Raw genomic sequence first — 20,755 nt, 5'->3', positions numbered from 1 at the left:
CTGGTACAGCGACGACGGTACGCGAGATTTCGGCTGATGCGGCGAGCTCCGGTGAGGTCGAGCAGAACGGAGAGAACGCATGAGCGGCAACAACTTCGACACGGACACCGCGATCCTGGTGCTCGAGGACGGGCGCACGTTCCGCGGCACCGTCTTCGGTGCGGTGGGGCAGACCCTCGGCGAGGCCGTGTTCAGCACCGGCATGACCGGCTACCAGGAGACCCTCACCGACCCGAGCTACCACCGGCAGATCGTGGTCTCCACGGCCCCGCAGATCGGCAACACCGGGTGGAACACCGAGGACAACGAGTCCGTCGGGCCCACCGGTGACCCCGCCGGCGCGAAGATCTGGGTCGCCGGCTACGTCGTGCGCGACCCGGCGCGCCGCACCTCGAGCTGGCGCGCGTCCGGCTCCCTGCAGGACGAGCTCGAGCGGCAGCACATCGTCGGCATCGCCGGGATCGACACCCGTGCCCTGGTGCGGCACCTGCGCACCCGCGGCTCGATGCGGGCGGGCGTCTTCTCCGGTGATGCCCTCGCCGACGAGCAGACCCTGCTGGATCGGGTGCGGAGCCAGCCGTCGATGCTCGGCGCCGACCTGGCCGGTGAGGTCACCACCACGAGCGGCTACGTCGTCGAGCCCGACGGCGAGGCCCGCTTCACCGTCGCCGCGATCGACCTCGGGATCAAGACCAACACCCCGCGGATGTTCGCCCAGCGCGGCATGCGCGTGCACGTGCTGCCGTCCACCGCGACGCTGCACGACATCCTGGACCTGAAGGCCGACGGGGTCTTCCTCTCGAACGGCCCCGGCGACCCGGCCACCGCGGACGGCGCGGTGCACCTGACCAAGGAGGTGCTCGGGCAGGGACTGCCGCTGTTCGGCATCTGTTTCGGCAACCAGATCCTCGGCCGCGCCCTCGGCCTGGGCACCTACAAGATGAAGTTCGGCCACCGCGGCATCAACATCCCCGTGATCGAGCACGAGACCGGCCGCATCGCCATCACCGCCCAGAACCACGGCTTCGCGCTCGAGGGCGAAGCGGGGCAGGAGTTCGACACGCCCTACGGCCGGGCCGTGATCAGCCACACCTGCGCCAACGACGGCGCCGTCGAGGGCGTGCGCCTGCTCGACGGGTCCGCCTTCTCCGTGCAGTACCACCCCGAGGCGGCGGCCGGCCCGCACGACGCCTCCTACCTGTTCGACCGGTTCACCAGCATGCTCGAGGGAGAGAAGAACTAAATGCCACGCCGTACCGATCTCTCCCACATCCTCGTCATCGGCTCCGGCCCGATCGTCATCGGCCAGGCCTGCGAGTTCGACTACTCCGGCACACAGGCGTGCCGGGTGCTGCGCGAGGAGGGCCTGCGGGTCTCCCTCGTCAACTCCAACCCGGCGACGATCATGACCGACCCGGAGTTCGCCGACTCCACCTACGTCGAGCCGATCACCGCCGAGTTCGTCGAGAAGGTCATCGCCGCCGAGCAGGCCAAGGGCACCCCGATCGACGCGGTGCTGGCCACCCTGGGCGGGCAGACCGCGCTCAACACCGCAGTCGCCCTGCACGAGCAGGGCATCCTCGCCAAGTACGACGTCGAGCTCATCGGCGCCGACTTCGACGCCATCCAGCGCGGCGAGGACCGGCAGAAGTTCAAGGACATCGTCGCCAAGTGCGGGGGCGAGTCCGCGCGCTCGCGGGTCTGCTACACGATGGACGAGGTGCGCGACACCGTCGCCGAACTCGGCTACCCCGTCGTGGTGCGCCCGTCGTTCACCATGGGCGGCCTCGGCTCCGGCATGGCCTACGACGAGGCCGATCTCGAGCGTATCGCCGGCGGCGGCCTCGCCGCCTCGCCGACCGCGAACGTGCTCATCGAGGAGTCCATCCTCGGCTGGAAGGAGTACGAGCTCGAGCTCATGCGCGACGGCCGCGACAACGTCGTGATCGTCTGCTCGATCGAGAACGTCGACCCGGTCGGCGTCCACACCGGCGACTCGGTCACCGTCGCGCCGGCGATGACCCTGACCGACCGCGAGTACCAGGAGATGCGCGACCTGTCGATCGCGATCCTGCGCGAGGTCGGCGTCGACACCGGCGGTTGCAACATCCAGTTCGCGATGGATCCGCGCGACGGTCGCCTCGTGGTGATCGAGATGAACCCGCGCGTGTCGCGCTCGTCCGCGCTGGCGTCGAAGGCCACCGGCTACCCGATCGCGAAGATGGCCGCCAAGCTCGCCATCGGCTACACCCTCGACGAGATCGTCAACGACATCACCAGGGAGACGCCGGCCTGTTTCGAGCCGACGCTCGACTACGTCGTTGTCAAGGCCCCGCGGTTCGCGTTCGAGAAGTTCCCCGGCGCCGACGGCACCCTGACCACCACCATGAAGTCGGTGGGTGAGGCCATGTCCATCGGCCGCAACTTCACCGAGGCGTTCGGCAAGGTCCTGCGGTCGCTCGAGACCAAGCGGTCCGGGTTCTGGACCGGCCCCGAGGTCGAGACGGAAGATCTCGGCAGCCTGCTCGAGGAGCTGAAGGTCCCGCACGACGGCCGCTTCTACGGCATCGCCAAGGCCTTCGAGCTCGGCGCCACCGTCGAGCAGCTGTTCGACGCCACCAAGATCGACCCGTGGTTCCTCGACCAGATCCAGCAGATCGTCGAGCTGGGGGAGAAGGTGCGCGCCGCCGGGACGTTCGGTGCGCGGGAACTGCGCTTCGCCAAGCACCACGGTTTCTCCGACCGGCAGCTCGCGGCGCTGCGCCCCGAACTCGGCGACGAGGACGCGGTGCGTGCCCTGCGCGAGCAGCTCGGCGTGCACCCGGTGTACAAGACCGTCGACACCTGCGCCGCCGAGTTCGAGGCCAGGACCCCGTACCACTACTCGACGTACGAGCTCGACCCGGACGCCGAGACCGAGGTCGCCGAGCAGCACGAGCGGCCGAAGGTGCTCATCCTCGGCTCGGGCCCCAACCGCATCGGCCAGGGCATCGAGTTCGACTACTCGTGCGTGCACGCCGCCCTGACCCTGTCGCAGGCCGGCTACGAGACCGTCATGGTCAACTGCAACCCCGAGACGGTCTCGACCGACTACGACACCGCCGACCGCCTCTACTTCGAGCCGCTCACCTTCGAGGACGTCCTCGAGGTGTACCGGGCCGAGTCGCAGTCCGGCACCGTCGCCGGCGTCATCGTCCAGCTCGGCGGCCAGACCCCGCTCGGGCTCGCGCGGCGGCTGAAGGCTGCCGGGGTGCCGATCGTCGGCACCAGCCCGGAGGCCATCGATCTGGCCGAGGACCGTGGCGAGTTCGGCCGGGTGCTCACCGAGGCGGGCCTGCCGGCGCCGAAGTTCGGCACCGCCACCACCTTCGAGGGCGCCCGTGAGATCGCCGCCGGCATCGGCTACCCGGTGCTGGTCCGCCCGTCCTACGTGCTCGGCGGGCGCGGCATGGAGATCGTCTACGACGAGACGGCGCTCGAGAACTACATCTCTCGCGCCACCGAGATCTCCGAGGACCGCCCGGTGCTGGTCGACCGCTTCCTCGACGACGCGGTCGAGATCGACGTCGACGCTCTGTGCGACGGCACCGACGTCTACATCGGCGGCATCATGGAGCACATCGAGGAGGCCGGCATCCACTCCGGCGACTCGTCGTGTGCGCTGCCGCCGATCACCCTCGGCCGCTCCGATCTCGAGAACGTGCGCCGCTCCACCGAGGCCCTCGCGCGCGGCATCGGCGTCAAGGGCCTGCTCAACGTGCAATACGCCCTCAAGGACGACATCCTCTACGTGCTCGAGGCCAACCCGCGCGCCTCCCGCACCGTGCCGTTCGTCTCGAAGGCCACCGCGGTACAGCTCGCCAAGGCCTGCGCCCGGGTCATGATGGGCGAGACCATCGCCGACCTGCGCGCCGAGGGCATTCTGCCCGCCCACGGCGACGGCGGGCACGCCCCGGCCGACGCTCCCGTCGCGGTGAAGGAGGCGGTGCTGCCGTTCAACCGGTTCCGCCGCGCCGACGGCACCGGCATCGACTCGCTGCTCAGCCCGGAGATGAAGTCCACCGGCGAGGTCATGGGCATCGACGACGACTTCGGCACCGCGTTCGCCAAGAGCCAGACCGCCGCCTACGGGTCGCTGCCCACCTCCGGCTCGGTGTTCGTCTCGGTCGCCAACAAGGACAAGCGGTCGCTGATCTTCCCCGTCAAGCGGCTCGCCGACCTCGGCTTCCGGGTGCTCGCCACGATCGGCACCGCGGAGGTGCTGCGCCGCAACGGCATCCCGTGCGAGCACGTGTACAAGGTGTCGGAGGAGGAGCGGCCCGAGGGGGCACACACCATCGTCGAGAAGATCCGCGCCGGCGAGGTCGACATGGTGATCAACACCCCGTGGGGCAATTCCGGGCCGCGCATCGACGGCTACGAGATCCGCACCGCCGCCGTCGCCGCGAACATCCCGTGCATCACCACCGTGCAGGGTGCCTCCGCGGCCGTCCAGGGCATCGAGGCCGCCATCCGTGGCGACATCGGGGTCCGCTCGCTGCAGGAGATGCACGCCGGGCTCCGCGAGGACGCGGCGGCGGAGTCCGCCGGCGTCGGCGGCCTGCCCGACGGCACCACGGGCCCGGCGTCGTGACGACGTTCGGGCAGCGCCTGCACGCGGCCCTCGCCGAGCGCGGGCCGCTGTGCGTCGGCATCGACCCGCACCCGGAACTGCTCACCGACTGGGGGCTGACGGTCGACGTCGCGGGTCTCGAGCGGTTCGCGGAGGCGTGCGTCGACGCCTTCGCCGGGCAGGTGGCCGTGGTCAAGCCGCAGGTCGCGTTCTTCGAGGCGTTCGGTTCCGCGGGCATCGCGGTGCTCGAACGCACCGTCGCGGCGCTGCGGGGCACCGGCACCCTCGTCCTCGCGGACGCCAAGCGCGGCGACATCGGTTCGACGATGGACGCCTACGCCCGCACGTGGCTGACCGACGCGTCCCCGCTCGGGTCCGACGCGGTCACCGTCTCGCCGTACCTGGGGTTCGGGTCGCTCGAGCCGGCGCTGCGCCGCACCGCCGACGGGCGCGGGGTGTTCGTCCTCGCGGCCACCTCCAACCCGGAGGGGGCGCAGGTGCAGCACGCGCGCGTCGCCGACGGGCGCAGCGTCGCGCAGGTGATGGTCGACGAGGCCGCGGCCCGCAACGCCGGCGCCGACACCCTCGGCTCGGTGGGTGTCGTCGTCGGGGCGACCCTCACCCGGGCGCCGGACCTGAGCGCGCTGCACGGGCCGATCCTGATGCCCGGCGTGGGCGCCCAGGGCGGCACCGCCGACGACGTGCGCCGTCTGGCGGGCGAGCACCTCGACGCCGTCGTGCCGAACGTCTCCCGCGAGGTGCTGCGGGCGGGCCCGACGGTCGCGGCGCTGCGCGGCGCCGTGGCCCGCACCGTGGACTCGTTCGCCTTCCTGCGGGCCTGACCGGCCCCGCACCGCCACCTCCGGCTCGGCCCGGATCCGATTCCCGGATCCGGGCCGAATGTCCGTTCCGATGCAGGTGGGAGCGCCCCGACACGCTCGCGCGCGGAAATTTTTCGGATCCGTTTCCGGCCGGGACGAGCCGGCGTCGGCGTCGCCTCGCAGGCGGACGCTCGCACCGGCCCGCCACGCCGTGCGCAGCGCCTCTACCTGCGGTGATGCCGTGTTCGCCGAGGTGGTGGACGGTGCCCGCGGGGCCCGGCCGGACCGGGTCGGGGACGGCGATCCGGGCGCACTACCGCACGTGTTTTCGAGCCGAAACGGCGGGGGGTGGGTTCGCAATCGTCGTCCGGCGTGAGTACGGTCGCTATCGCCGCTGGTTAACCGGCGGATGAGACTGTTTGCCAACGATGAGACGGAGGAACCGTGGCCCTTCCCCAGCTGACCGACGAGCAGCGCGCCGCTGCTCTGGAGAAGGCGGCTGCTGCCCGTCGCGCCCGGGCTGAGCTCAAGGACCGCCTGAAGCGCGGCGGCACCGACCTCAAGCAGGTCCTGGCCGATGCCGAGAACGACGAGATCCTCGGCAAGATGAAGGTGTCCGCCCTGCTCGAGGCCCTGCCGAAGGTGGGCAAGGTCAAGGCGCAGGAAATCATGACCGAGCTCGAGATCGCCCCGACGCGTCGCCTGCGCGGCCTGGGTGACCGTCAGCGCAAGGCGCTGCTCGCCAGGTTCGACTTCGACGCCTGAGCGACCGGTGGTAGCTGACGCACACACCGTGTCGGACAGCGGTTCCACGACGCGGAGGGGCCGGCTGGTGGTGCTGGCCGGCCCCTCCGCCGTCGGGAAGTCGACCGTTGTCCGCCGGCTCCGCAGCCGGGTGCCCGACCTGCTGTTCAGCGTGTCGGCCACCACCCGCGATCCCCGGCCCGGCGAGGTGAACGGGGTGGACTACCACTTCGTCAGCCGCGACGACTTCGATCGGATGATCGAGTCCGGGGACCTGCTCGAGTGGGCCGAGATCCACGGCGGTCTGCAACGCTCGGGCACTCCCGCGGGGCCCGTGCGGGACGCGCTCGCCTCGGGACGCCCCGTGCTCGTCGAGGTGGACCTCACCGGCGCCCGGTCCGTGCGCGCCGCCATGCCGGAGGCCGTGCTGGCCTTCCTGGCGCCGCCGAGCTGGGATGTGCTGGTCGCCCGCCTCACCGGCCGTGGCACCGAATCGGACGAGGTCGTCCGCCGCCGGCTCGAGACCGCCCGGACCGAACTCGACGCGCGCGACGAGTTCGACACGGTGATCGTGAACGAGGACGTCGACCGCGCCTGCGACGAATTGGTATCCTTGTTGGTCGGTCCCCGCGACGATCCCGCCGACCGTCCGCGGCCGATCACCACATCCCCGGCCTCGACCCCGAACCCCGGACCCCACCAGAGCTCCGGAACGACACAGGAGAATACCGAGTGAGCAGCACCCAAGCAGCCGTGTCCGACACCGCCGGGCACGACCTGCCGGCCTACGACACCCCGCTGGGCATCACCAACCCGCCCATCGACGAGCTGCTCGAGCGCACCTCCTCGAAGTACGCGCTGGTGATCTACGCGGCCAAGCGCGCCCGGCAGATCAACGACTACTACAACCAGCTCGGCGACGGCATTCTCGAGTACGTCGGCCCGCTCGTCGAGCCGGGCCTGCAGGAGAAGCCGCTGTCGATCGCGCTGCGGGAGATCCACGCAGACCTGCTCGAGCACGCCGAAGGCGAGTGAGCCAGCGCGCCGCGGGCACCGCGGACCACTCGGAATTCGGGCAGCGCCGCCGCGTCGTCATCGGCGTCGGCGGCGGCATCGCCGCGTACAAGGCCTGTGCGCTGATCCGCGCCTTCACCGAGAGCGGACACCACGTACGGGTCATCCCGACCGACTCGGCGCTCGAGTTCGTCGGCCGCGCCACCTTCGAGGCCCTGTCCGGCAACCCCGTGCACACCGGCGTGTTCGCCGACGTGCCGCAGGTGCCGCACGTGCGGCTCGGGCAGGAGGCCGACCTCGTCGTCGTCGCCCCCGCCACCGCCGACCTGATGGCCCGCGCCGCCCACGGCCGCGCCGACGACCTGCTCACCGCCACGCTGCTCACCGCGCGGTGCCCGGTCGTGTTTGCGCCGGCGATGCACACCGAGATGTGGGAACACCCCGCGACGGTGGACAACGTCGCCACCCTGCGCCGTCGCGGCGTCGTCGTCGTCGAGCCCGCCTCCGGCCGGCTCACCGGGCACGACACCGGCGCCGGCCGGCTGCCCGAGCCCGACGAGATCTTCGGCCTGGCGTCGCTGCTGCTCGAACGGCCCGACGCGTTGCCGCGGGACCTGACCGGCCGGCGCATCGTCGTCTCCGCCGGCGGCACCCGCGAACCGCTGGACCCGGTCCGGTTCCTCGGCAACCGCAGCTCCGGCAAGCAGGGCTACGCCCTCGCCCGGCTGGCCGCCCAGCGTGGCGCCGACGTCACCCTCGTCGCCGGGGCCGTGGCCGGCCTGGCCGACCCCGCCGCGGTGGACGTGGTGCGGGTGCAGACCGCCGCCCAGATGCAGGCCGCGGTCACCAAGCACGCCGCCGGCGCCGATGCGGTCGTCATGTCCGCGGCCGTCGCCGACTTCCGGCCCACCACCTTCGCCACCAGCAAGATCAAGAAGGGCCGGGGTGAGCCGGACGCGATCGCGCTGACCAAGAACGAGGACATCCTCGCCGGGCTGGTGACCGCCCGCGCCGAGGGCACGCTGCCGGCGAGCACCGTCATCGTCGGCTTCGCCGCCGAAACGGGCGACGCCGAGGGCGACGTCCTCACCCACGCCCGCGCCAAGCTGGCCCGCAAGGGCTGCGACCTGCTGGTCGTGAACGCCGTCGGCGACGGGAAGGCGTTCGAGGTCGACCACAACGACGGCTGGTTGCTGGCCGCGGACGGTTCCGAGACCGCCCTCGCGCACGGCTCCAAGGCGCTGATGGCCAGCCGTGTCCTCGACGCACTGCGGCCGCTGCTGGCGCCGGAACGTCCGTGACCCCCGGGGCGGCGCGCCCGTGAGCGAAAGTCTCGCGCCGGCGCGACCGGAACAGTAGCGTCGCCCATATCGTTGACATCAGTTCGTTCGTTCGAGCTAGACACAACCAGTCGAGAGGGAGTTCCGTGAGCAAGACCGGCGGTCGGCTTTTCACCAGTGAGTCCGTGACGGAGGGGCACCCGGACAAGATCTGTGACGCGATCAGCGACTCCGTCCTCGACGCGCTGCTCACCGAAGACCCTCGCGCCCGTGTCGCGGTCGAGACCCTCGTGACCACGGGGCAGGTGCACGTGGTCGGCGAGGTCACCACCTCGGCCTACGCGGACATCCCGAAGATCGTGCGCGACCGGGTCCTCGAGATCGGGTACGACTCGTCCTCGAAGGGTTTCGACGGCAACTCCTGCGGGGTGAACATCGCCATCGGCGCGCAGTCCCCGGAGATCGCCGGCGGCGTCGACGTCTCGCACGAGGCGCGTTCCGGGGTGCTCACCGACGACGAGGTGGCGCTGCAGGGCGCCGGCGACCAGGGCCTGATGTTCGGCTACGCCTGCTCGGACACCCCGGAACTGATGCCGCTGCCCATCGCGCTGGCGCACCGGCTCTCGCGCCGGCTCACCGAGGTCCGCAAGACCGGGGTGCTGCCGTACCTGCGGCCGGACGGCAAGACCCAGGTCACCATCGAGTACGACGGTGACCGGCCGGTGCGGCTGGACACGGTGGTGATCTCCACCCAGCACGCGGCGGACATCGACCTGAACAACCTGCTCACCCCGGATCTGCGCACCCACGTCGTCGAGGCGGTGCTGGCGGATCCGAGCCTGGCCGGGCTCGACACCGCCGAGGTGCGGCTGCTGGTGAACCCGTCCGGGTCGTTCGTGCTCGGCGGCCCGATGGGCGATGCGGGCCTGACCGGCCGCAAGATCATCGTCGACACCTACGGCGGCATGGCCCGTCACGGTGGCGGCGCGTTCTCGGGCAAGGACCCGTCGAAGGTGGACCGCTCGGCGGCCTACGCGATGCGCTGGGTGGCCAAGACCGCCGTGGCAGCGGGCCTGGCCGGCCGGCTCGAGGTGCAGGTGGCGTACGCGATCGGCAAGGCCGCCCCGGTGGGGCTGTTCGTCGAGACCTTCGGCACCGAGAAGACCGACCCGGCGCGGATCCAGCAGGCGATCACCGAGGTGTTCGACCTGCGGCCCGGCGCGATCATCCGGGACCTGGACCTGCTGCGTCCGATCTACGCGCAGACCGCCGCGTACGGGCACTTCGGCCGCACCGACATCGACCTGCCGTGGGAGAACACCGACCGGGCCGAGAAGCTGCGCGCCGCCGCCGGTCTGTAGCCCGCCCCGTCAGGGGTCCGGGTGGCCACCGACAGGACCGCCGCCGAGACGGATCCGGTGGCGCGGATCCTGCCGCTGCTGCCGCTGCCGCATCTCGACCGCGAGTTCGACTATCTGATCCCGCGTGAGCTCGATGCCGAGGCGCGGGCGGGCGTGCGGGTACGCGTCCGGTTCGCCGGCCGGCTCGTCGACGGCTTCCTGCTGGCTCGGGCCCCGAGCAGCGAGCACACCGGCCGGCTCGGCTGGCTCGACCGGATCGTCTCCCCGGAGGTCGTGCTGACCCCGGAGATCGCCGCCCTCGCCGACGCGGTCGCCGCCCGCTACGCCGGCACCCGCGCCGACGTGCTGCGGCTGGCGGTGCCGCCGCGGCACGCGCGGGTCGAGGCGGAGGACCCGCCGCCCGCCGCACCGCCCGCCGCGCCGGAGGTCGACCGGGCCGCCTGGGCCCGGTACCGGCACGGCGAGAACTTCCTCGACGCCCTCGCCGCCGGCCGCACCCCCCGCGCGGCATGGCAGGCGCTGCCGGGGGAGGACTGGCCCCGCCGCCTGGCCGAACTCGCCGCGTCGGTCGCCGCCACCGGGCACGCCGCGGTGCTCGTGGTACCCGATCAGCGCGACCTCGACCGGGTCGTGGCGGCCTGCACCGACCTCGCCGGCGCCGACTGCGTCGTCGGGCTCGCCGCAGGGCTCGGTCGGGCCGTGCGCTACCGGCGCTGGCTCGCCGCGTTGCGCGGCACCGCCCGCATCGTCGTCGGGACCCGGGCCGCGGTGTTCGCCCCCACCCCGGCCGTCGGGCTGATCGTGGTGTGGGACGACGGCGACGACCTGCACTCCGAGCCGCGCGCGCCGTACCCGCACGCGCGGGAGGTGGCGCTGCTGCGGGCCCACGCCGCCGGCGCCGCCGTCGTCCTGGCCGGGCACGCCCGCACCGCCGAGACCCAGGCCCTCGTCGACGCCGGGTGGGCCCACGACCTCTCCGCGCCCCGCGACGTCGTCCGGGCCTGCGCTCCGAAGATCACTGCGCTCGCCGACAGCGACCAGGCGCTCGCACGCGATCCCGCCGCCCGCGCCGCCCGCCTGCCGGCCATCGCGTTCGCCGCCGCCCGCGCCGCCCTGAAGGCCGACCGGGGGGTGCTGGTGCAGGTGCCACGCCGCGGCTACGTGCCCGCGCTGGCGTGCGCCAAGTGCCGGACCCCGGCCCGCTGCCGGCACTGCAACGGCCCGCTCGCGTTGCCGCAGGCGGCCGGCCCGGACGGCGCCGCGACGCCCGCCTGCCGGTGGTGCGGCATCACCGACGCCACCCATCGTTGCCACGCGTGCGGCGCCCGCGCGCTGCGCGCCGTCGTGGTCGGCGCCGGGCGCACCGCGGAGGAACTCGGCCGGGCCTTTCCCGGTGTCCCGGTGGTCACCTCCGGCGGGGCGGAGGTCAAGGCCACCGCCCCGGAGGGGCCTGCGCTCGTCGTCGCCACCGTGGGTGCCGAGCCCGTCACCGCCGGCGGGTACGGCGCGGCGCTGCTGCTCGACGGGTGGGCGCTGCTCGGCCGCGCGGACCTGCGGGCCGCCGAGGAGACGATGCGCCGCTGGCTCACCGCGTCGTCGCTGGTGCGGCCCTTCGCCGACGGCGGCCAGGTCGTCGTCGTGGCCGACTCCGGCATTCCCACCGTGCAGGCGCTGGTGCGGTGGGACCCGATCGGGCACGCGCAGTCCCAGCTCGCCGAGCGCGCCGAGGTCGGTTTCCCGCCCGCGGTGCACATGGCCGCGGTCGACGGCACCGCGGCCGCGGTCGCCGACCTGCTGGCCGCCGCGACGCTGCCGCCGGAGGCGGAGGTGCTCGGTCCGGTGCCGTTGCCGCCGCGGGAGCGGTTACCGTTCGGGGCCGACGATCCCGAGCCGGACGAGGTGCAGCGCATGGTGATCCGGGTGCCGCGCGGTCGGGGCCTCGCCCTCGGCCGGGCGTTGCGCGAGGCGCAGGCCGCCCGCAGTGCCCGCCGTGGTGAGGGCGCGCTGCGGGTGCAGATCGATCCGCTGCGCATCGGGTGACGGCCGTTGTCTCTCCCGGCCGGGACGGTGCGCGCCGGCTGTGTCCCGCCCGGCCGGGTGCCCCGAGAGGGCGAGGACCCTGCCGTGCGACAGGACGGCAGAACCGCCCGCCACCTGCAGAAAGACGGCATGCCGCGAGAGGGCGACTGTGTCACGATAAATCACAGGGGCAGGGTCGATCCTGGTGAACCGAACCAGTGGCGGACGGTGCGGACCGGCACGGGCGGACCGGAAGGGAGGGGCCGTGAACGGCACACGCAGGATCGTTGCAGCGCTGGCCGGTGCGGCGGCCGTGGCCGCCGTGTCCGTCACCGGCGCGGGCGCCGCGCCCTCGGGATCGACAGCGTTCGTGCCCGTCACCCCGGGCCCCGTCGCCACCACGCATGCCCAGGCCGCCGGCTACGCCGAAGACCACCCCGGGGCGGCGCCGGCGCGGTCGAACGACTTCGGGTGCGTGCCCGCCCCGGACCATCCGCGGCCGGTGGTCCTCGCCCACGGCACCGACTCCAACTCCTACTCGGACTGGGCCGCGGTCGCCCCGATGCTCGCCGACGCCGGCTGGTGCGTCTTCGCTCTCGACTACGGAAAGGCCGACGGTGCCGACGACTACGGCACCGGGGACATCCGGGTCAGCGCCGCGCAGCTCGGCGGGTTCGTCGAGCGTGTGCGCGCCGACACCGGCGCCGACAAGGTCGATCTCCTCGGCTACTCGCAGGGCGCCACCGTCGCGCGGTACTACGTCAACCGCCTCGGCGGATCGGCCGTCGTGGACCGCTGGGTGGGCGTGGCCTCGCCGAGCTACGGTGGCACCTTCTACGGGCTCGGCACCGCGGCCGTGGCCGCTCCCGGCGCCACCGACGCGGTCGAGGACTTCTTCTCGGTGGCCCTCGCGCAGCAACTGCAGGGTTCGGAACTGCTCACCGAACTCAACACCCCGGTCGACACCGTTCCCGGCGTCCGCTACACCACCATCGGATCCCGCGTCGACGAGGTCATCCAGCCGTCCACCAACGTGGCGCTGCGCGGACCCGGGGCGGTCAACCTGATGATCCAGGACCTGTGCCCACCGGATCAGACCGGGCACTTCAACATGGTGTACGACCCGTTCTCGCTCACCGTGATCCGGCACGCGCTCGCCCCTGAGCGGTACGCCCTCGGCGAGTGCGTCCCGGTGCCGCTCGGCACGGGCATCCCCGAACTGATCATCGAGAGCAACTCCTGACCCGATCCGCCCCCGGGGCGTGCCCGGTGCCCCGATCATGGGTATGCGGGCGGCACGAGCCCCTGCGGACGACGGTCACCGGCGCCCGGGACAGCGCGCCGAAGGGAGGTAGCGGTGAACCCCCCCTCGCTTCCGGGACGCGCTCTCGCGGTGATGCGGGCGCCGCAGCTGGTGTCGCCGCGCCAGTACCTCCGGGTGGCCGCGCGGTGCGTGTACCTCGCTGCGCTGATCGGCACCGTCGTCACGATGGGCATCCCCGCCGACCGGGTGTACCAGGCGGCCTGGATCGTCGCCGGGCTGATCGCCTTCGCGATCGACCGGCCGTGGCGCGGGCACGTGCGCGTCGTCGTCGACTGGCTGCCCCTGGTCGCGGCGCTCGTGGTCTACGACCACACCCGCGGCATCGCCGACGAACTCGGCCTGCCCGTGCGGGTACACGAACCGGTCGCCGTGGAGAGCTGGCTGTTCGGCGGCACGGTCCCGACGGTGTGGCTGCAGGAACGCCTGCTCGGCGCGGACGGGGAGCGGCCCGGCTGGACCATGATCACCGCCGTCGTCTACACCAGCCATTTTCTCGTGCCGTGGTTGCTCGCGGCCCTGCTGTACCTGTACTCGCGGTCACGCTGGGCCGGGTACATGCGACGGGTGCTGCTCCTGTCGTACTTCGGACTGATCACCTACATCCTCGTGCCGGCGGCCCCACCGTGGTACGCCTCCGAGGTGGGCGTGCTGCCGGACGGCGTCGGGCGGGTCACCGGCTTCGGTTTCGGGGTGGTGCCGATCGACGTCGGCACCCGATGGCTGGAGGCGCAGGGCAACCCGGTCGCCGCGCTGCCGTCGCTGCACTCGGCGTTCGCGCTGCTCGTGGCGGTCGCCCTGTGGCCGATAGCGCGGCGCGGCTGGATGCGGGCGCTGCTGGTGGCGTTCCCGCTCGCCATGGCCTTCACGCTCGTCTACGGCGGCGAACACTACGTGGTCGACGTGCTGCTCGGCTGGGGCTACGTCGGTTTCGCCGCGCTGGCCGCCCGGGCCTGGGAGGCGCGCCGCGGAGCGCGGCTCGCCCCGCAGATCAGTCCACCTGCTCGAGCGGCATCGCCAACGTCACCCAGTCGTGCAGGCCACCGCGGTAGTACGCCAGCGAGGACGCCGGATATCCCGCCTCGAGCAGCTCCCGGATCGCCATCGGGGACTGCGGGCACTGCGGGCCGTTGCAGAACAGGATCGACACCCGGGACGGATCGAGCCGGTCCCGCAGCTCCGTGATCCGGCCGTGCGGCAGGTTGACCGCGCCCGGAATGGACCTGCCCTTGCGCGAGTCCGGGACACGGGTGTCGACGAGCACGGCTCCGTTCGCGACCAGCTCCGTCAGTTCCAGCTCACCGACGGTCACCACCCCGGCCGCGCACTGCAGCGGCTGCAGCTCGCCCCACGTGGTGTCCACCAGGACCACGTCCTGCTCCTGCGCCGCCGGCCAGGGCACGCCCGCGGGGTCCGCCGAGCGCACACGGGGGGACCGTGCCATCCGTTCTCGCGTCTCTGCCATCGGCTCAGCCTATCGACGCTGCACGGCGGTTGCCGGGATTCGTCACGTCCGGCCCGACCCCTCGGGTTCGCGGACGGCTGTCACCGCCCGCAGGCCCGGTCCCTAGACTGAGGGCACCATTCGTCGTCGAGATCCGGGAGCAGCATTCGTGAACAGTTCGGTCGGCCCAGCGCAGTCCGCCTCCCGGGGCCGGGGCCTCGCTCCTCGCGCGCGGACGGGCCGCTGACGTGCGGCTGGTGTTCGCCGGGACCCCCGAACCGGCCGTACCGTCGCTGCGCCGCCTGCTCGACTCGCCGCGCCACGAGGTGGTCGCGGTGGTGACCCGGCCCGACACCACCGCCGGCCGCGGGCGGCGTGTCGTCCGCTCGGCCGTGGGGCGGCTCGCCGACGACCACGGCATCGAGGTCCTCACCCCGGAGCGGCCGCGCGACCCCGACTTCGTGGCCCGGCTGACCGAACTCGCCCCCGACTGCTGCCCGGTCGTCGCCTACGGCGCGCTCATCCCGCAACCGGTGCTCGACATCCCGAAGTTCGGCTGGGTGAATCTGCACTTCTCGCTGCTGCCCGCGTGGCGCGGCGCCGCGCCCGTGCAGGCCGCGCTCGCCGCGGGGGACGAGGTGACCGGCGCGAGCACGTTCCGGCTCGAGGAGGGCCTGGACACCGGCCCGGTCTACGGGGTGGTCACCGAGACGATCCGGCCCGCCGACACGGCGGGGGATCTGCTCGCCCGGCTCGCCGATTCCGGTGCCGCGCTCCTCGAATCGACTCTCGACGGTCTCGAGGACGGGGTGCTCACGGCCGTGCCGCAGCCCACGGACGGCGTCTCGCACGCCCCCAAGGTCACGGTCGAGTCGGCCCGCGTGAGCTGGGACCGGCCCGCGCACCTCGTGGACCGCCACATCCGTTCGGTCACGCCCGCACCCGGTGCCTGGACGATGATCGGCGACCTGCGCGTCAAGCTCGGGCCCGTGACCGGCACCGAGGAGACCCTCGCGCCCGGGCAGATCCTGGCCCGCAAGGACGGTGTCCTCGTCGGCACCGGCAGCACCGCCGTGCGGCTCGGGCAGGTCCAGCCGCCCGGCAAGAAGACGATGGCGGCCGCGGACTGGGTTCGCGGCGCCCGGCTCGACCCGGAGGTACGCGCCCAGTGACCGAGTCCCGACGCCCCGCCCGCCGCTCGCGCCGCGGACCCGGCGACCGCAACAACAAGCCTCGGCAGGCCCGCCGGCCGTCCCCCGCGGAGGCCGGCCTCGACCAGGCCCGTCTCGCCGCCCGCGACGTGCTGCGCGCGGTCCGGGAGCGCGACGCCTACGCCAACCTGGTGCTGCCGGCGCTGCTGCGGGAGCGGCGTCTCGACGGTCGCGACGCCGCCCTGGCCACCGAGCTGACGTACGGCGCCGCCCGCGCCCAGGGTCTGCTCGACGCCGTGATCGCCGCGTGCGCCAACCGGCCCGTCACCGAGATCGACGGGGCGCTGCTGGACACCCTGCGGCTGGGCACGTACCAGCTGCTGCGCACCCGCATCGCCCCGCACGCGGCCGTCGCGACGAGCGTCGACATCGTCCGCAGCGAATTCGGCCACGGCAAGTCCGGATTCGTCAATGCGGTGCTGCGGCGCGTCGCGGAGAAGCCCGAGGAACAGTGGATCGTCGAGCTCGCCCCCGACCCGGCTCGTGACCCCGTGGGACACCTGGCATTCCGGTATGCGCATCCGGAGTGGATCGCGAAGGCCTTCGCGGTCGCGCTCGGTCCCGACGCCGGGGAGCTCGAGGAGGTGCTCGCGGCGGACGACGCCCGGCCGGTGGTGCACCTGGTGGCTCGTCCGGGGGTGATCACCGCGGAGGAGCTCGCGCTGGCCACCGGCGGGGAGATCGGCCCCTGGTCGCCCTACGCCGTGCATCTCGACGGCGGCGGCGACCCCGGCAAGCTCGACCCCGTGCGCGAGGGCATGGCCGGCGTGCAGGACGAGGGCAGCCAGCTGGTGGCGCGGGCGCTCACGCTCGCCCCGCTCGACGGACCCGACCACGGCCGGTGGCTGGACCTGTGTGCCGGTCCCGGCGGCAAGGCCGCCCTGCTCGGCGCGCTGGCGGACATCGACGGCTTCACCGTCGACGCCGTCGAGCCGGTCGAGCACCGCGCCGAGCTGATCCGCAAGGCCACCCGCGGCCTCCCGGTCACGGTGCACGTCGCCGACGGTCGCGATCCCGGCCTCGGGTCCGGCTACGACCGCATCCTGGTCGACGCGCCGTGCACCGGGCTGGGCGCCCTGCGGCGCCGGCCCGAATCGCGGTGGCGTCGCAGCCCCGGCGACGTCGCCGAGCTGGTGCGGCTGCAGAAACAGCTCCTCGCCTCGGCGATCGGCCTGCTGCGGCCCGGCGGCGTGGTGCTGTACGCGACGTGCTCCCCGCACACCTCCGAGACCCTCGCCGTCGTCGCCGACGCCGTCCGTCGGCACCAGGTCGAGCAGCTCGACACGCGCGAGCTCGTGCCCGGCGTGCCGCGTCTCGGCGACGGCCCGTCCGTGCAACTGTGGCCGCACCGGCACGGCACCGACGCGATGTTCATGGCCGCGCTGCGCACACCGGCGGGCTGATCCGCGAGCCTGTGGCGCGAACGCCGGAAGAATCGGTCCGCGCTCGGATACGGTCGGACGCAACCCGGCCGCTCCCTGCAGGAGGCACGTCGTGCCCGACATCGTCACCCTGACCATGAACCCGGCGCTCGACGTGACCACCTACACCGCCGAGGTGCGGCCCACCAGCAAACTGCGCTGCGAGGCGCCGCGGCTCGAGGCCGGGGGAGGTGGGATCAACGTCGCGAAGGTCGCCGGGGTGCTCGGCGTGTCGGCCGGGGCGGTGTATCCGGCCGGCGGTCCGACCGGGGATACGCTCTCGGCGCTGCTGGCCGCCGGGGGTGTCGACAGCCGGCGCATCGACATCGACGGCATGACCCGCGAGTCGTTCACGGCGATCGAACGCAGCACCGGCCACGAGTACCGGTTCGTGCTGCCCGGCCCGGAGCTGAGCGTGGAGGACCAGGAACGGTGCCTGGACCTGCTCGTCGAGACCGCCACCGGCGCACGGTACGTCGTCGCCAGCGGCAGCCTTCCGCCGGGCGTGCCGGGCGAGTTCGTCCAGCGCGTGGCCGACGCCGCCACCGACGCCGGTGCGCGCTTCGTCCTCGACTCGTCGGGGGACGCACTGCGCCGCATCAAGTCGGGCGTGCACCTGGTCAAGCCGAGCCTGCGGGAGCTGCGCGAATGGGTGGGCCGGGTACTGCGCACCCCGCACGAACAGGCCGCGGCCGCCCACGAACTCGTCGACGCCGGCGTCGCCGAGGTCGTGGTGGTGTCCCTCGGGCCGGAGGGGGCGCTGCTCGTCTCCGCCGACACCACTGCCCGGCTGAAGGCCCTGGACGTGCCCGTGCGCAGCGCCGTGGGCGCCGGCGACAGCATGGTCGCCGGGCTGGTCGTGGGCCTGCTGCGGGGCCGCTCGCTGCGCGACGCCCTGGCGCTCGGCATCGCGGCGGGCTCGGCGGCCCTGCTCACCCCGGGCAGTCAGGTCTGCCGCCGCGACGACGTCGAGCGGTTCGACGTCCTCGCGCGGCAGCGGTGACGCCCCGAGCGACCGGATCGTTCCCCCCGTCAGGGCGGTCCCGAGCGGCCGACGGCATGGTCCGCTCGCTCGGAGCGCACGACGCGGTCAGTGCTCGTGCCGTGCGCGGTCCAGGACGATCCGTTGCTCGGCCTGCGCCACCGTGCGCCGGGTCTGCGCCGCCGCGTCCGGCGTCACCGACACCGACGTGATGCCCCGGCGCACGAGATGCTCGGCCAGTTCCGTGCTGGTGGAGACGGCCTGCCCGCACAGCGACGTGGTCAGGCCGGCCGCCGACGCCCGCTCGATGATGTGGTCGATCGCGTCCAGCACCGCCGGGTCGAGCGTGTCGAACAGGTCCTTGCACACCTCGGAGTCGCGGTCGACGCCGAGCACGAGCTGGGTCAGGTCGTTGCTGCCGATCGACACGCCGTGGATGCCGAGCTTCGCGTACTCGGGCAGCCAGTACACCACCGACGGCACCTCGGCCATGATCCAGCGCAGCATCCGGCGATCCGTGCCGAGCGGATGCGCGTCGAGCTGGGCCAGGCACTCCCTCAGTTCCCAACGGGTGCGCACGAACGGGATCATCAGGTGCACGTTGGGGTGCTGCGCGCGCACGCGGTGCAGGACGTCGAGGTCGAGCGAGAACAGCTCGGGATCGCGCACGTAGCGGAAGCAGCCGCGGTACCCGATCATCGGGTTCTCCTCGTCCGGCTCCACCTCGCCCCCCTTCAGGTTCGCGAACTCGTTGCTGCGCAGGTCGATTGCGCGGTACACCACCGGCCGCGGGGCGAAGGCCGCCGCGATCCGCGCGACGCCCTCGGCCATCTTCGACACGTACTCCTCGCGCCGGCCCTGCGCGATCATGTAGGCGGGATGCTCCCCGGCGAGCGCCTCGGTGATCATGAACTCCGCCCGCAGCAGCCCCACCCCGTCGACGTCGGTGGCGGCGACGGCCTGCGCGGCGTCGGGGGTGGCGAGATTGACGTACACGGCCGTCGCGGTGACGGTCGGGGAGGGGGCCGCGGCCGCCGGGGCGGCGGTCTGCGCCGCGGTCGGCCGGTCGGCGCGGACCTCCCCGTCGAACACGACGCCGGCATCGCCGTCCACCGTGATCACCTGGCCGTCCCGCAGGTCCTGCGTCGCGGTGCGGGCGCCGACGACGACGGGCTTGCCGAGTTCGCGGCCGACGATCGCGGCGTGACAGGTGATGCCGCCACCGTCGGTGACGATGCCCCCCGCGCGGCGCAGGATCGGCAGCCAGTCGGGCCGCGTCATCGGGGCCACGAGGATCTCCCCCTCGGTCAGGCGCTTGCCGTCGACCAGTTCCTGCAGCACCCGGACCCGTCCGGTCGCCCGGCCGGGGCCGGCGCCGAGCCCGGTCAGCAGCGGTGTCGCCTGCCCGTTGCCGGACGCCGCGGCGGCCCCGGGCATCCCCAGGGTCGTGATCGGGCGGGTCTGCACGATCCACAGCTCGCCCTCGGCGAACGCGAACTCGAGGTCCTGCGGCCGGCCGTAGTGCTGCTCGACGCCCGCGGCGAGCCGCGCGACCTTCTCGAGCTGCTCCTCGTCGAGCACCCGCGTCTGCCGCGACGAATCGACCGCGACGCGGCTGTCGCCGGTGTCGGTGGAGGCGATCTGGAACTCCTGATGCCCGAGATGCACGTCGAGCACGGCGAAGCCGTCCTTGGCGACGACGTAGGTGTCCGGCTCGACCTGGCCGCCCACGACGACCTCGCCGAGGCCGAGGGCGGCCTCGACGACGATGCGGTCGAGCTCGCCGGTGCGGGGGTCGGCCGTGAACGCCACCCCCGAGGCCTCCGAGCGCACCATCACCTGCACCACGACGGCGATGGACGGTTCGTCGGTCACCCCGCGCAGGCCCCGGTAGGTCCGGGCCCGCTCCGACCACAACGACGCCCAGCACGCCTGCACGGCGCGCACCACCGCGTCGGCGCCGGCGATGTTGGTGTACGACTCGTGGATCCCGGCGAACGAGGTGTCCGCGGCGTCCTCGGCGGGCGCGGAGGACCGCACCGCCACCGGCACGTCCACACCCAGCTTCTCGTAGGCGGCGACGATGTCGGCGCGGATCTCGTCGGGCACCGCGGCCCCGGTCACCAGCGCGGCCAGTTCCGCGGAGGTGCGGATCAGCGTCGCGTCGTCGATGTCGGAGGCCGGGACGGCCTCGGCGCGCAGCCGGTCGCGCACCCCCGCGGCGGCCATCGAATCGAGATAGGCGGCGGTGGTGATCGCGAAGGCGGGCGGCACGGGGAACCCGGCCCGGGTCATCTCCCCGAGGTTGGCGGACTTGCCCCCCACGGTCGGCGCATCCTCCGCGCCCACCTCGCCGATCGGTCGAACCCACACCGTGTGCGTGGCCATCGTCGCTCCCCACTGCCGCTTCGGGCCCAGCGGATCCGGGCCCGCCACCGTCCACTCAAGCATCGCCCAGAGGGTCGAACCAGGGGTCGAAAGTCATGAAAACCTGTCCCCGGGCGGGCGGGCGCCGCGACGCGCGG

At 73.2% G+C, this 20,755-nt stretch carries 15 protein-coding genes and 1 pseudogene; 14 read left to right on the top strand and 2 right to left on the bottom strand.

Features of this window, described 5'->3' with window-relative positions; genetic code table 11:
- The first annotated feature begins 79 nt into the window (after positions 1-79).
- From carA to OCS65_RS15900, 11 genes are all read left to right on the top strand, one after another.
- On the top strand, positions 80-1,243 hold the full coding sequence (carA, locus tag OCS65_RS15950; protein ID WP_006937638.1) for a glutamine-hydrolyzing carbamoyl-phosphate synthase small subunit: 1,164 nt from the start codon (positions 80-82) through the stop codon (positions 1,241-1,243).
- Complete coding sequence (carB, locus tag OCS65_RS15945) at positions 1,244-4,633, top strand: carbamoyl-phosphate synthase large subunit (protein ID WP_006937639.1); 3,390 nt, start codon at positions 1,244-1,246, stop codon at positions 4,631-4,633.
- Positions 4,630-5,454 (top strand): orotidine-5'-phosphate decarboxylase, encoded by an 825-nt coding sequence (gene pyrF / locus OCS65_RS15940; protein ID WP_006937640.1) that lies wholly within the window; start codon positions 4,630-4,632, stop codon positions 5,452-5,454. The genes carB and pyrF overlap by 4 nt, the downstream gene beginning before the upstream one ends.
- Positions 5,455-5,877: 423 nt before the next feature.
- Entirely contained in the window at positions 5,878-6,198 is a 321-nt protein-coding gene (mihF, locus tag OCS65_RS15935) for an integration host factor, actinobacterial type (RefSeq protein ID WP_003935409.1), read from the top strand.
- Between the two features lie 67 nt (positions 6,199-6,265).
- A complete protein-coding gene (gmk, locus tag OCS65_RS15930) occupies positions 6,266-6,913 on the top strand; it encodes a guanylate kinase (RefSeq protein ID WP_050035209.1) in 648 nt (215 codons plus the stop codon).
- On the top strand, positions 6,910-7,212 hold the full coding sequence (gene rpoZ / locus OCS65_RS15925) for a DNA-directed RNA polymerase subunit omega (protein WP_003935406.1): 303 nt from the start codon (positions 6,910-6,912) through the stop codon (positions 7,210-7,212). Before gmk ends, rpoZ begins: the two co-directional genes overlap by 4 nt.
- Complete coding sequence (gene coaBC, locus OCS65_RS15920; protein ID WP_050035210.1) at positions 7,209-8,492, top strand: bifunctional phosphopantothenoylcysteine decarboxylase/phosphopantothenate--cysteine ligase CoaBC; 1,284 nt, start codon at positions 7,209-7,211, stop codon at positions 8,490-8,492. Before rpoZ ends, coaBC begins: the two co-directional genes overlap by 4 nt.
- Positions 8,493-8,617: 125 nt before the next feature.
- Positions 8,618-9,832 (top strand): methionine adenosyltransferase, encoded by a 1,215-nt coding sequence (gene metK / locus OCS65_RS15915; RefSeq protein WP_006937654.1) that lies wholly within the window; start codon positions 8,618-8,620, stop codon positions 9,830-9,832.
- 21 nt (positions 9,833-9,853) lie between these two features.
- Positions 9,854-11,872: a primosomal protein N' gene (locus tag OCS65_RS15910; RefSeq protein WP_263507273.1), complete on the top strand. Its 2,019-nt coding sequence runs from the start codon at positions 9,854-9,856 to the stop codon at positions 11,870-11,872.
- Positions 11,873-12,116: 244 nt separating this feature from the next.
- Positions 12,117-13,094 (top strand): esterase/lipase family protein, encoded by a 978-nt coding sequence (locus OCS65_RS15905; RefSeq protein ID WP_006937662.1) that lies wholly within the window; start codon positions 12,117-12,119, stop codon positions 13,092-13,094.
- A 114-nt stretch (positions 13,095-13,208) separates the two neighbouring features.
- Positions 13,209-14,357, top strand: coding sequence for a phosphatase PAP2 family protein (locus OCS65_RS15900; protein ID WP_029543608.1), 1,149 nt, complete (start codon positions 13,209-13,211; stop codon positions 14,355-14,357).
- Here the strand turns inward: OCS65_RS15900 and OCS65_RS15895 are convergent.
- Positions 14,257-14,616: pseudogene (locus tag OCS65_RS15895) on the bottom strand (rhodanese-like domain-containing protein); the annotation flags it as partial. The gene OCS65_RS15900 and the pseudogene OCS65_RS15895 sit on opposite strands and share 101 nt — an antisense overlap.
- Positions 14,617-14,864: 248 nt before the next feature.
- On the opposite strand from OCS65_RS15895, the gene fmt reads away from it, so the two are divergent.
- The 3 genes from fmt to OCS65_RS15880 all read left to right on the top strand — a co-directional run bounded on the left by fmt (position 14,865) and on the right by OCS65_RS15880 (position 18,251).
- Positions 14,865-15,788 carry a methionyl-tRNA formyltransferase gene (gene fmt, locus OCS65_RS15890; RefSeq protein WP_006937666.1) on the top strand — a complete coding sequence of 308 codons (924 nt, stop codon included), beginning with the start codon at positions 14,865-14,867 and terminating at the stop codon, positions 15,786-15,788.
- Positions 15,785-17,230, top strand: a complete 1,446-nt coding sequence (locus tag OCS65_RS15885) for an RsmB/NOP family class I SAM-dependent RNA methyltransferase (protein WP_006937668.1) — start codon at positions 15,785-15,787, stop codon at positions 17,228-17,230. The genes fmt and OCS65_RS15885 overlap by 4 nt, the downstream gene beginning before the upstream one ends.
- 91 nt (positions 17,231-17,321) lie before the next feature.
- Positions 17,322-18,251, top strand: coding sequence for a 1-phosphofructokinase family hexose kinase (locus OCS65_RS15880; protein ID WP_263507272.1), 930 nt, complete (start codon positions 17,322-17,324; stop codon positions 18,249-18,251).
- 87 nt (positions 18,252-18,338) lie between these two features.
- Here the strand turns inward: OCS65_RS15880 and ppsA are convergent, their stop codons facing one another.
- Entirely contained in the window at positions 18,339-20,618 is a 2,280-nt protein-coding gene (ppsA, locus tag OCS65_RS15875; RefSeq protein ID WP_072635229.1) for a phosphoenolpyruvate synthase, read from the bottom strand.
- Positions 20,619-20,755 lie beyond the last annotated feature (137 nt).

The organism is Rhodococcus aetherivorans, assembly GCF_025722975.1.
GTDB classification, from domain to species: Bacteria; Actinomycetota; Actinomycetes; order Mycobacteriales; family Mycobacteriaceae; genus Rhodococcus; species Rhodococcus aetherivorans.
This window is presented reverse-complemented; position numbering and strand designations above follow the sequence as displayed.